At 60.6% G+C, this 12,475-nt stretch carries 12 protein-coding genes; 2 read left to right on the forward strand and 10 right to left on the reverse strand.

Annotation, left to right across the window (positions count from 1 at the left end; all coding sequences use genetic code 11):
• From QOS90_RS24930 to mrcB, 10 genes are all read right to left on the reverse strand, one after another.
• The coding region (locus QOS90_RS24930) for a hypothetical protein (protein WP_283600570.1) at positions 1 to 293 on the reverse strand (293 nt) is incomplete at its 3' end.
• Between the two features lie 85 nt (positions 294 to 378).
• Complete coding sequence (gene msrQ / locus QOS90_RS24935; RefSeq protein WP_085274226.1) at positions 379 to 990, reverse strand: protein-methionine-sulfoxide reductase heme-binding subunit MsrQ; 612 nt, start codon at positions 988 to 990, stop codon at positions 379 to 381.
• Positions 990 to 2,003, reverse strand: a complete 1,014-nt coding sequence (gene msrP, locus QOS90_RS24940) for a protein-methionine-sulfoxide reductase catalytic subunit MsrP (protein WP_085274227.1) — start codon at positions 2,001 to 2,003, stop codon at positions 990 to 992. Before msrP ends, msrQ begins: the two co-directional genes overlap by 1 nt.
• Before the next feature lie 79 nt (positions 2,004 to 2,082).
• Complete coding sequence (pssA, locus tag QOS90_RS24945) at positions 2,083 to 2,934, reverse strand: CDP-diacylglycerol--serine O-phosphatidyltransferase (RefSeq protein ID WP_027594991.1); 852 nt, start codon at positions 2,932 to 2,934, stop codon at positions 2,083 to 2,085.
• A gap of 149 nt (positions 2,935 to 3,083) precedes the next feature.
• Entirely contained in the window at positions 3,084 to 4,100 is a 1,017-nt protein-coding gene (gene ilvC / locus QOS90_RS24950) for a ketol-acid reductoisomerase (protein ID WP_027594992.1), read from the reverse strand.
• A gap of 55 nt (positions 4,101 to 4,155) precedes the next feature.
• Positions 4,156 to 4,647 (reverse strand): acetolactate synthase small subunit, encoded by a 492-nt coding sequence (gene ilvN / locus QOS90_RS24955; protein WP_003250040.1) that lies wholly within the window; start codon positions 4,645 to 4,647, stop codon positions 4,156 to 4,158.
• Position 4,648: 1 nt separating this feature from the next.
• Entirely contained in the window at positions 4,649 to 6,373 is a 1,725-nt protein-coding gene (locus QOS90_RS24960; RefSeq protein ID WP_027594993.1) for an acetolactate synthase 3 large subunit, read from the reverse strand.
• A 408-nt stretch (positions 6,374 to 6,781) separates the two neighbouring features.
• Entirely contained in the window at positions 6,782 to 7,114 is a 333-nt protein-coding gene (locus QOS90_RS24965; protein ID WP_027594994.1) for a YqcC family protein, read from the reverse strand.
• Positions 7,114 to 7,902 (reverse strand): tetratricopeptide repeat protein, encoded by a 789-nt coding sequence (locus QOS90_RS24970; RefSeq protein WP_085274228.1) that lies wholly within the window; start codon positions 7,900 to 7,902, stop codon positions 7,114 to 7,116. The genes QOS90_RS24965 and QOS90_RS24970 overlap by 1 nt, the downstream gene beginning before the upstream one ends.
• A 15-nt stretch (positions 7,903 to 7,917) precedes the next feature.
• Positions 7,918 to 10,239 carry a penicillin-binding protein 1B gene (gene mrcB / locus QOS90_RS24975; protein WP_027594996.1) on the reverse strand — a complete coding sequence of 774 codons (2,322 nt, stop codon included), beginning with the start codon at positions 10,237 to 10,239 and terminating at the stop codon, positions 7,918 to 7,920.
• A 116-nt stretch (positions 10,240 to 10,355) separates the two neighbouring features.
• Here mrcB and QOS90_RS24980 point away from each other — a divergent pair, with 116 nt between their 5' ends.
• Both QOS90_RS24980 and QOS90_RS24985 read left to right on the forward strand, forming a co-directional pair.
• Complete coding sequence (locus QOS90_RS24980) at positions 10,356 to 11,918, forward strand: bifunctional aminoglycoside phosphotransferase/ATP-binding protein (protein ID WP_085274229.1); 1,563 nt, start codon at positions 10,356 to 10,358, stop codon at positions 11,916 to 11,918.
• 241 nt (positions 11,919 to 12,159) lie between these two features.
• Positions 12,160 to 12,438, forward strand: a complete 279-nt coding sequence (locus QOS90_RS24985) for a TfoX/Sxy family protein (protein ID WP_027594998.1) — start codon at positions 12,160 to 12,162, stop codon at positions 12,436 to 12,438.
• Positions 12,439 to 12,475 lie beyond the last annotated feature (37 nt).

The following is a 12,475-nucleotide window of genomic DNA, read 5'->3' on the forward strand; positions in this document are numbered from 1 at the left end:
GCACCCACACGAATTGCTTGATTCAATTTGTTAAAGAGCGTTTGGTTAAGAGCTTTTCGTCTCAACCGAGGCGCGCATTCTACGCTTTCCTCAGAGCCTGTCAAGCGTTTATTTTGAAGTTTTTCGCGAGAAACTCGTTTAGCTTCAAACACTTGGCTCGCTGCGATCTCTCGTAGCGGGAGGCGAATCATACAGCGTTTAGAAGCGCTGTCAACCACCATTTCAACCGCTGACGATCCTTCGATCGAAGCCCTTTCAACACTACCTGAATCGATTAACTCGTTGATACTCAAGGAGTTTCTCGTTCCAATCACGCTGGAAGTGGGGCGCATTATAAGGGGATTCGAAACCCCGTCAACCCTTTATTTCAACAATGTTTCAAACCACCCTCCCCCGCTTGCTGATCACCCGAGGAACACGCCGTGCAACTGCAGGAACACGCAGCGCCATCAACACGGCACCAATGCCGGCATAGATAGCCCACTCGCGCAGATCTGAGCGCACGATCCACAGGAAATGCAGCAGCCCCAGGCCGAGAATCACATACACCAGCTTATGCAGCTTCTTCCACCGCGCACCCAGCCGGCGCTGGCTATACCGATTCGAGGTTACCGCCAGCGCCAACAACCCGAGGAAGCCAAGCGCCCCCACAATAATGTAGGGCCGCTTACGCAGCTCGACAGCGAACTGCCCCCAGTCCAGCCCCAGAATAAAGAAGAGGTAACAAAGGATGTGCAGCACGATGTAGGCAAAACACCACAACCCCAGTTGGCGGCGCACGACGATCCAGCCCGACCACCCTGTCAGCCGCTGCAGCGGCGTCATGCTCAAGGTCACCAGCAGGTACGTCAGCGCGCCCAACCCCAGCCGGTCCATCAGGATCTTCCCTGGGTCCGGCCCCAGCAGGTTCATCGCAGCCTCATACAACCACCAGAGTGGCAGCACACACCCCACTATAAAGATGGCCAGGCGCAACCAGGGATAGCGCATCAATAGTTCTTCCGCAGGTCGAGGCCGGCATACAGCGAAGCCACCTCGTCGGCGTAGCCGTTGAACATTTGCGTTGGCCGTACGTTGGGGCTGAACAGGCCACTTGGCAGGCGCCGCTCACGCGCTTGGGTCCAACGCGGGTGATCGACCTCGGGGTTCACGTTGGCATAGAAGCCATACTCATCTGGCGCCAGCCCCTCCCAGGTCGTTTGCGGGCGCTCGGCCACCAGGCTGATCCGCACGATCGACTTGATGCTCTTGAACCCGTACTTCCATGGCACCACCAAGCGCAACGGCGCGCCATTCTGGTTGGCCAGCTCGCGGCCATACATACCCACCGCCAGAATCGCCAACGGGTGCATGGCCTCATCCAGGCGCAGCCCTTCTCTATAGGGCCAGTCGATCAAGGCGAAGCCTGAGCGTTGCCCTGGCATATGCTGTGGGTCTTTGAGTGTTTCGAAGCGCACGTAGCGCGCGTTGGATGTCGGTTCCACTTGCTTGAGTACTTGCGCCAGCGGGAAGCCAAGCCAGGGGATGACCATCGACCACGCCTCGACACAGCGCAGCCGGTAGATGCGCTCTTCGAGCTGATAAGGTTTAACGAAGTCTTCCAGGGCATAGCGCCCGGGTTTGCCGACCTCGCCATCGATCACTACAGACCAAGGCTCAGTCTGCAAGCTGCCGCCATTGGCAGCCGGGTCCCCCTTGTCGGGCCCGAACTCATAGAAGTTGTTGTAGTGGGTCGCGTCCTTGAAGGGCGTAATCGCCTCATCCTTGACCGTTACCGCCTGCCATTGCGTCGCCGCAAGCTTGTCACTGAACCAGGCGGGTGCAGCGCCCGCCTCGACATCAGCGTAGCGGCTGGCCTCGGCGGCATGCCCCAGGCGCGGTAGCGCGCCCAGGGCAAGGCCCGCCAGCGAGCCACCGAGCACGGTGCGACGAGAAAGATAGAGACCTTCGGGCGTGATCTCCGACGCCTTGCACTCGGATGACCTGGGAAGCTTGATGAGCATGGACGGCTCCATAGCACTGGATAACGGATGTACCAGTAAGACTATGGAGCCGGAGGGTTATTCCATCATTAAATCATTGTCACGACTTGCGACGGCGAGACCGCAGCAAGAATTGGATCGGCCCCGAAGCCGCGTAGGCAAGGAAGATCAGCAGCAGGATGCGGGGCGGGTCGCTGAATACCACCGCGAACACCAGGACCACCGCCAGGATGGCCACGAACGGCACACGCCCTTTGAGGTCGAGTTCCTTGAAGCTGTTGTACTTGATGTTGCTGACCATCAACATGCCAGCCGCCGCTACCAGCAGCGCCACCAGGAACGACAGCTTGGAGCCCTGGATACCGTAGTCACTGAAGGCCCACACGGTGCCCGCAACCACACCAGCCGCCGCCGGGCTGGCCAGGCCGATGAAGTAACGCTTGTCGGCGGTGCCCACCTGGGTATTGAAGCGCGCCAGGCGCAAGGCAGCGCCCGCCACATAGATGAAGGCAACCATCCAGCCGACCTTGCCCATGTCACCCAACGCCCAGCCAAAGGCCAGCAACGCCGGGGCAACACCAAAGGCGACCATGTCCGACAGCGAGTCGTACTCGGCCCCGAAGGCGCTTTGGGTATTGGTCATGCGAGCCACGCGGCCATCCAGGCCATCGAGCACCATGGCGACGAAGATGGCGATGGCGGCAAAGGCGAAGTACTTGCTTGCCTCGCGCGGGTCGCCAGCACTCAACGCGCTCTGCGCGCTCATCGAGTTGATGATGGAGTAGAAGCCGGCGAAAAGGTTGGCGGTGGTGAACAGGTTAGGAAGCAGATAGATGCCGCGATGCCGGACCTTGCGCCCTTCGGCGTCATGGCCCTCTTCAATGTGCTCATCGACAGGTAGCAGGCTTTCGGCGTCGGAGGGCTTATTCGGCTCTTCGGGACGTTCGCTCATGTAGGGTACCTTGCAACAGGGTGGAATATGTTCGACACGGGCCTGCGAAACAGGTTCTGACGGTAGGCCACTGGTCTGCTTTATACCAGATGCCGGCTGCCTAAACGAAAAAACGCGGCCGAAGCCGCGTTTTTCATGTTGCAAGAAACTTAGTTCTTGGCTTTGTCGACGATCTTGTTCGCCGAGATCCAAGGCATCATCGAACGCAGTTGCTCGCCGATGATTTCAATGCCGTGGGCAGCGTTGTTACGACGCTTGGCGGTCATCGATGGGTAGTTGGTAGCACCTTCGGAGATGAACATCTTCGCGTACTCGCCGTCCTGGATGCGCTTCAGAGCGTTGCGCATGGCCTTGCGGGATTCTTCGTTGATGACTTCTGGGCCGGTGACGTACTCACCATACTCGGCGTTGTTGGAGATCGAGTAGTTCATGTTGGCGATACCGCCTTCGTACATGAGGTCAACGATCAACTTCAGCTCGTGCAGGCACTCGAAGTAGGCCATTTCTGGCGCGTAGCCCGCTTCAACCAGGGTTTCGAAACCGGCTTTGACCAGCTCGACGGTACCGCCGCACAGAACAGCCTGCTCGCCGAACAGGTCGGTTTCAGTCTCGTCCTTGAAGGTGGTTTCGATGATGCCGGTACGGCCGCCACCCACGCCTGCGGCGTAGGACAGCGCAACGTTCTTGGCGTTGCCCGAAGCGTCCTGGTAGATAGCGATCAGGTCAGGGATGCCGCCGCCTTTGACGAACTCGGAGCGCACGGTGTGGCCCGGGGCTTTCGGCGCGATCATGATCACGTCGAGGTCGGCACGTGGCACGACTTGGTTGTAGTGGATCGAGAAGCCGTGGGAGAAGGCCAGGGTTGCGCCTTTCTTGATGTTCGGCTCGATCTCGTTCTTGTACAGAGCGCCTTGGAACTCGTCCGGAGTCAGGATCATGACCAGGTCGGCAGCAGCGACAGCGGTAGCCACGTCGGCCACTTTCAGGCCGTGGGCTTCTGCCTTGGCAACGGTGGCCGAGCCTTTACGCAGACCGACGGTAACGTCTACACCGGAGTCTTTCAGGTTGCACGCCTGGGCGTGGCCTTGGGAACCGTAACCGATGATGGCGACTTTCTTACCCTGGATGATGGAAAGGTCGCAGTCTTTATCGTAGAAAACTTTCATGAAAATACCCCTGGTTATATCTCGGCCCCTGCGGAGCCATCGCTAATTTTTGAATTTAGATGCTGAGCACTTTGTCGCCACGGGCAATGCCGGTGACGCCACTGCGCACGGTTTCGAGAATCGATGCGGTGCCGATGGCTTGGATGAAGCTGTCCAGTTTGTCGCTGGTGCCGCTCAGTTGCACGGTGTACACACTGGCGGTCACATCGACGATCTGGCCACGGAAAATGTCCGTGGTGCGCTTGATCTCGGCCCGCTGGGCTCCGGTGGCCTTGACCTTGACCAGCATCAGTTCACGCTCGATGTGAGCACTTTCCGACAGGTCGACAAGCTTTACCACTTCGACAAGCTTGTTCAGGTTCTTGGTGATCTGTTCGATCACTTCGTCATGGCCAACGGTGGTCAGCGTCAGACGCGACAAGGTCGGGTCTTCGGTCGGCGCCACGGTCAGGCTTTCAATGTTGTAGTTACGCTGGGAGAACAGGCCAACGACGCGAGACAAGGCACCGGGTTCGTTTTCCAGCAGCAAGGAAATGATGTGCCGCATATCAGGTACGCTCCGTCTTGCTCAGCCACATGTCACGCATCGAGCCATCCTTGATCTGCATCGGATAGACGTGCTCGGTACGGTCAACCGCGATGTCGATGAACACCAGACGGTCTTTCATCGCGAATGCCTCTTCCAGCTTCGGCTTGAGGTCTTTCAGGCTGGTGATGCGGATACCCACATGACCATAGGCCTCGGCCAGCTTGATGAAGTCAGGCAGCGACTCGACATAGGAGTGCGAGTGACGGCCGTTGTACGCCATGTCCTGCCACTGGCGGACCATGCCCAGCACGCCGTTGTTCAGGTTGACGATTTTCACCGGCAGGCCGTACTGCATGCAGGTGGACAGTTCCTGGATGTTCATCTGGATACTGCCTTCGCCGGTCACGCACGCCACGTCCTGGTCCGGGAAGTTGAGCTTGACGCCCATCGCCGCCGGGAAACCGAAGCCCATGGTGCCCAGGCCACCGGAGTTGATCCAGCGGTTCGGCTTGTTGAAGCGGTAGTACTGCGCCGCGAACATCTGGTGCTGGCCCACGTCGGAGGTAACAAAGGCATCGCCTTTGGTCACTTCGCACAGGGTTTCGATCACGGTCTGCGGCTTGATGACGCTGCCATCACCTTTGTTGTAAGGGAACAGGTCGCCGTCGCCACGCCATTCATCGATCTGCTTCCACCAGGCTTCTGCGGCGGCCTTGTCAGGCTGCTCGCCGATTTCCTTGAGGATGCCGAGCATCTCGGTCAAGACGCTGTCGACTGGGCCAACGATAGGCACGTCGGCTTTGATCATCTTGGAAATCGACGCCGGGTCGATGTCGATGTGGATGATCTTGGCATTCGGGCAGAACTTGGCCGGGCCGTTGACCACACGGTCATCGAAACGCGCACCGACGGCAAAGATGACGTCAGCGTTGTGCATGGCCATGTTGGCCGTGAAGCTGCCGTGCATGCCGAGCATGCCGAGGAACTGACGGTCAGTACCCGGGAAGCCACCCAGACCCATGAGGGTGTTGGTAACCGGCAGGTTCAGCGACTTGGCGATTTCGGTCAGGGCTTCGGAGCCGCCACCCAGAATCACGCCGCCGCCGGCGTAAACGATCGGGCGTTTGGCAGCCAGCAGCATCTCGGCGGCCTTGCGGATCTGGCCGGAGTGGCCACGGACCGCCGGGCTGTAGGAGCGCAGCTTGACCTTCTTCGGGTAGACGTATTCGAACTTCTCGGCCGGGTTGGTCATATCTTTTGGAATGTCGACCACGACCGGGCCAGGACGGCCGGATTGCGCCAGGTAGAAGGCTTTTTTCAGAACTTCTGGGATCTCGGTGGCGTTTTTGATCATGAAGCTGTGCTTCACGATCGGCCGCGAGATGCCAATCATGTCGGTTTCCTGGAAGGCATCGGTACCCACCATGGTGCTAGGCACCTGGCCGGACAGAATGACCATCGGAATCGAATCCATGTAGGCGGTGGCAATGCCGGTAATGGCATTGGTCGCACCCGGGCCGGAGGTTACCAGCACCACACCGGCCTTGCCGGTGGCACGGGCGTAGCCGTCCGCCATATGGGTTGCAGCCTGTTCGTGACGAACCAGGATGTGTTCGACTTCCGGTTCCTTGAACAGGGCATCGTAAACATGAAGGAGAGCACCGCCAGGGTACCCGTAGATGTGCTTAACGCCTTCGTCACGCAAGAAGCGGACGACCATCTCAGCGCCAGATAAAAGCTCCACGTTGTTCACCTCTAAAACGCCAGAATACCGTCCCTAGTGGACGGGTCTTAATAGGTTTACTGCCAAGCAGAGCATGAGCGAACGTCAGCACTGACTGAGCAAGTATTGGGAGCGCCCCAGAGTGTTGCGGGGTTTTCCCACCCAGCGCGAGGTAACGCGTTGCGGGGTGTAACAGGTCGGCGCGGGTGTGCGCCTCATGATCTGCTTAGCGGGTCTGCTTCTGGCAGTCCCTCTACAGCGGAAGTTGGATTCTTGTGATTTGGCGGCTACAAGTCAAGAAAAATTATTGCCAATTTTTCCTCAAGATGAATTCCTGCCACCACTAAAAAGGATAGCAGCAGCAGAATTAAGAAGATTTCCATAAAAAAGGGCCACAATCTGCGGCCCTTGAAGGAAAAAGAGAAGAAATCAGGCTCCAGAAGCGATCAATTGATCGAACTCTGCTAGCAGGCGCCGTAGCTCGCGACTCTGCTCCGGGCGATCGGTGAACACCGTTTCAGCCATCACCAGGATGCCCGAGGCACTGGGCAGCGGGTGGCCGAGTTCGATGATGATCTTCATGCGGGGCAGGAAGATCCATTGCAGCCACTGCTCCAGGGTCATCGTATCGACCGCGAAGGGCACGGTGCTTTCCAGCGCTTCATCGCTGGGCGGCTCATCGTCCCACCAGCCTTGCACCTTCAACTCACGCTCGATCAGCAGCAGGTGGTCGGCGATGTCCAGAATGCGTTGCTCGATCATCAGGAATTCACTCGGGCCTTCTGCCGCGCCAGCGCCGCACCGGCACTGTCACCTTGTTTTTCACGGCACTGGGCAATGGTGTTCCACAGTTCGGCCTGCAGGTCGGGGCGGCCATTGGCGTAGGTCAGGGCGCGGCGAGCCAACTGCTCGGCCTGCGCTGCATCGCCCTGGGACAAACGCACCTGGGCCAGGCGGAACAGCACCTGCGGCTCGCGCGGGGCGATACGCTGGGCACGCTCCAGGCTAGACGAGGCACCGTTGAAATCACCACTGACCTGCTGTTGCTGGGCAGTGGTCAACAGCGCCAGTACAGGCCCATCCAGCTGCTCGTCGGCCGACAGGCCGCCAGATGCACCACCGCTGCGCGGAATGCCGGTCGGCGCACTGCTGGCTTTCGGCGTGCTGTTCATCGAGGCGATATCGAACGGCTCGTCGGCGATCGGGTTCGGGTTGGTGGTCATCGGCCCGGTCGAGATCGGGCCCGGGGTAATCGGCGCGGTGCTGATCGGCGCCGCGCCATTACCGGCCGGGAACGTCTGGATGCTCGAGGCACCGGCGCCCTGCGGGATCATCACCGTCACGCCCGAATCCTCAGGCAGCGACTGCGCTTGTGAGGTGCCGCTGTTCATGCCAGCCGCCGAGCGGTTGGCCGTTACGCGTTCACTGTTGGACACGCGGGTGCTCGAATCGACCACCGGGATATTGCCACGCTGGACGCTGGAGCAACCCTGGAGCACAACCAACGCCGTCAAGGCAGGAAACAGCCACTTATTCACTTCACACCTCATCAATGCAGCTCGTGCTTAATTCATCCAGCCTTTGACCCAGTCCATGACCGATTCTGCCGGATTCTGCTCACCGCCACAGGCTGCGCCGGCGGGCGGTTCGCTTCCGCGAATATACGGCATCTGCACGGCTCCCGGACAGCTACCGTCAGAGCCTTGGCCGCTGTACGGGTCGATCCAGGCTTGCACGACGTTGTCCGGTTGCGGCATGTCCAGCGGCAGCGGGTCGGCCTTCTTCATGAAGCTGGTCCAGACCTGCAAGGCGCCGGTGGCACCGGTGAACGGCGTCTTGCCGTTATCGTCGCGGCCCATCCACACCACGGCCAGCAGGTCCTGGCTAAAGCCGGAGAACCAGCTGTCGCGCGAGTCGTTACTGGTACCGGTCTTGCCGGCCAGGGTCAGCGAACGCGGCAACACGTTGTACACCGAACGGCCGGTACCTTCGCGCATCACCCGCTGCATGGCGTTCTGCACCAGGTAGATGGACCCTGGGTCGAAGGTCTGCTGGATCTGGAACGGGTAGCGCTTGAGCGGCTCACCCTCGGCCGTCAACACGCTGCGGATACCGCGCATCGGCGTGTTGAAGCCACCATTGGCAATGGTCTGGTACATGGTCGCGACCTGCATCGGCGACATGCCACCTGCCCCCAGCAGCATCGCCGGGAAGGCTGGCCAGTCGACATTCACCCCCAGCCGACCGATGGTCTTGATCACGTTGGGCACGCCTACTTCCAGGCCGAGCTTGGCGGTCGACAGGTTGTAGGAGTTGGCCAGGCCTTGATACAGGTAAATGGTGCCATGCGGACGACGGTCGTAGTTTTGCGGGCGCCAGATCTGGCCGTTGGCGCCTTTGACCGAGAACGGCTCGTCCTGCACCCAGCTGGTCAGGGTGTACTTGCTCGGCTGTTCCAGCGCGGTCAGGTACACCGCCGGCTTGACCAGCGAGCCAATCGGCCGCACCGCGTCGATGGCGCGGTTGAAGCCGGCAAAGCCCGACTGGCGGCTGCCGATCAGCGCTTGCACCTCGCCGGTTTCCGGGTTGGTCACGACCATCGCCGACTCGACCTCGTCAGCGCCCTTGCGCCCGGCCAGGCGCTTGAACGTCTCGTTCATGGAGGTTTCGGCCTTCATCTGCAGGATCGGGTCGAAACTGGTGAAGATGCGCAGGCCTTCTTCGGTCAAGTCTTCGTCGCGGTAGTCTTGGCGCAACTGGCGTTTGACCAAGTCGAGGAAGGCTGGGAACGAGCTGTCCGCCAGGCTGCCGCGCTTGGTCACACCCAATGGCATCTTCTTCGCCGCCTCGATCACGTCCTTGCTCGCCACGCCCTGCTCGGCCAGCAGGTCGAGCACCAGGTTACGGCGGGCCAGGGCGCGGTCAGGATAACGCCGCGGGTTGTAGTAGGACGGCCCCTTGACCATGCCCACCAGCAAGGCGATTTGGTGCAGCTTGAGCTCCGACAGCGGCTGGCTGAAGAAGAACTGGCTGGCCAGGCCGAAACCATGCACCGCGCGTTGGCCGTCCTGGCCGACGAACACCTCGTTGAGGTAGGCCTCGAGGATTTCACGCTTGTCGTAATGCAGCTCCAGCAGCACAGCCATCATGGCCTCGGTCAGCTTGCGGCTGAGGCTGCGTTCGCTGGTGAGGTAGAAGTTCTTCACCAACTGCTGGGTCAGGGTACTGCCGCCTTGGCGCATGGAGCCGGCCGAGGTGTTGACCCACACGGCACGGGCGATGGACTTGGGCGACACGCCAAAGTGGCTATAGAAGTCGCGGTCTTCGGTCGCGACCAGGGTCTCGAGCAGGTACGGTGGCACCTGATCGATCTTGATCAGGATCCGGTCCTCGAGGTTTTTCGGGTAGATACCGCCGATCATCAGCGGCTCCAGGCGCACCACGTCGAGCTTGCCGCCATTGGCACCGGCCAGCCCCGCCACGTAATCGCCAGAGAAGCGCACGCGGACGAACTGCGCGGGTTCCATCCCCTCGTAGAACTGGAAGCCACGGGTATTGAGGTCGACGGTATTACCGTTGACCGCGGCCGCACCCGGGCCATTGGCCGCGCTTTCACGGCGATAGCCCAGGGCATCGAGTTCGGTGAGGAAGTCGTTCTTGCTCAGCTTCTGGCCGACGAACAGCTCCAGTGGCCGGGCGTATACCTTGGCCGGGATGGTCCAACGCTTGCCAGAGAACTTCTCTTGGACGACAGCATCGAGGTAAACCGCGAAGCCGGCGAGGATCACCAGGCCGACCAGGCTGAGCTTCAAAGCCCAGCCCAGCCAGGCGCGAGAGCGGCCGGTCGGGCGTTTCTGAGGGGTACGAGCGTTTCGAGTTCGAGTCATGGCGGCGGATTATACGCACTTTGTAAAGGCTGGGCAGGCGCCCTCGGCGGTATGCAGGGACGGCACCATTGACCATAATGGCGCATTCGAATTCCCTGCCCCCGGAAGGATTTCCCGTGAGCCAAGCTCTTATCACTGCGTTGCAGAACCCAGCCCTCTACCCTCACCCCGTAGATGGGTTCCAACTCATCGAGACGCATATCTCCTGGGTCCTGCTCACTGGCGAGTACGCCTACAAGGTCAAGAAACCGATGAACTTCGGCTTCCTCGACTTCACCCAGCTGGATCAGCGCGAGCATTTCTGTAACGAAGAATTGCGCCTGAACCAGCGCCTGACCGACGGCCTGTACCTCGACGTGTTGCCGATCACCGGTAGCGCCGAAGCGCCGCAAATCGGCGGTGAGGGTGTAGCAATCGAATACGCCCTGAAAATGCGCCAGTTCCCCCAAGGGCAGATGCTCAGCACCCTGCAAGCCAACGGCGAGCTCAACGCCGAGCACATCGACCAGATGGCCCGGCAGATCGCCGAATTCCATCTGCAGACCCCCAAGGTCCCGGCAGCGCAACCTTATGGCTCGCCTGAAAGCGTGATGGCCCCGGTCGAGCAGAACTTCGAGCAGATCCGTCCGTTCCTCAGCGACAAGGCCGACCTGCTGCAACTGGATAACCTCCAGGCATGGGCGCGCAGCAGCTTCGAGCGCCTCAAAGGCCTGTTCGAAGCGCGCAAAGCCAACGGGTTCACCCGCGAATGCCACGGTGACATTCACCTGGGCAACGCCACCCTGATCGACGGCAAGGTGGTGATCTTCGACTGCATCGAGTTCAACGAGCCGTTCCGCATGACCGATGTCTGGGCCGATACCGGCTTCCTGGCCATGGACCTGGAAGACCGCGGCCTCAAGTGCCTGGCGCACCGCTTCGTCAGCCAGTACTTGGAACTGACCGGCGACTACGAGGGCCTGGAAGTGCTCAACTTCTACAAGGCCTACCGCGCCCTGGTGCGCGCCAAGGTCGCCCTGTTCAGCATGCCCGCCAATGCCGATGGCGTGCAGCGCGCCACCACCCTGCGCACCTACCGCAACTATGCCAACCTGGCGGAAAGCTACAGCGCCATCCCTTCGCGCCTGCTGGCCATCACCCACGGCGTCTCGGCGGTAGGCAAGAGCCACGTGGCGATGCGCCTGGTCGAAGCCCTGGGCGCCGTGCGTGTGCGTTCGGACGTGGAGCGCAAGCGCCTGTTCGGCGAGCAGCAGGCAACGCTATCTGGGCAGCAGGATGCCGGCATCTATGACCAGGATGCCAGCGCCGCGACCTATCAGCGCCTGCACGATCTGGCCGGCACCATCCTGCGCGCCGGTTTCCCGGTGGTGCTCGATGCCACCTACCTGAAACATGCTCAACGCCAAGCGGCGGCAGAGGTCGCCAGCGCGACCGGCGTGCCGTTCCTGGTCCTCGACTGCCAAGCCCCGGAGGCGGTGATCGCCAGCTGGCTGGCGCAGCGCCAGGCGGAAAAAACCGACCCGTCGGACGCTACTCTAGAGGTGGTCAAGGCTCAGCAGGCCAGCCGTGAGCCGCTGGATGCCACAGAACTGCAGCACGCCAACCGTGTCGATACGCAGGAAAGCGCCAGCATGGACCAGGTGATCGACCAGATCCGCCAGCGGTTGCCTGGCCTGTAAGGTCAGCATTGCAGCTTATCGCCGGCAAGCCGGCTCCCACAGGAGTTCCACAGGCCTCAAGGGCAGTGGTGTCCCTGTGGGAGCCGGCTTGCCGGCGATAGGGCCGTAAAAGGCGGCTCCTCTCCCCAATCGTCGCACCCGATGGCAAAAGGCCGCGCATTTTCCAACCCCCGCTACACTCCTCTCTGACCTGCTCGCGATTTATCCCCCAACACCCGTTCAGCCATCGCAAGGAGGCTCGATGAACGATGAATTGCAGCATCTGAAGAATCTTGGCAAGACTTCTGCGCAGTGGTTGCATGCAGCCGGCATCCACAGCGCGTCGGATCTGCGCCGGCTCGGTGCGGTGGGTGCGTACCAAGCTGTGAAAACGCGAGGGTTCCGGGCCTCCAAAGTGCTGTTGTACGCCATTGAAGGTGCCTTGCTCGACATGCATTGGAACGATTTGCCGACCGAACGCAAGGAAGCGCTCAATCAACAGTTGGACGCGAAGAACCCTGCGCAAAAAAACGCGAAATAAACCGACGAAGGGGATTGACTCCGAAATGAGAATAGTT

The organism is Pseudomonas sp. LAIL14HWK12:I10, assembly GCF_900184205.1.
Classification (GTDB): Bacteria; Pseudomonadota; Gammaproteobacteria; order Pseudomonadales; family Pseudomonadaceae; genus Aquipseudomonas; species Aquipseudomonas kermanshahensis.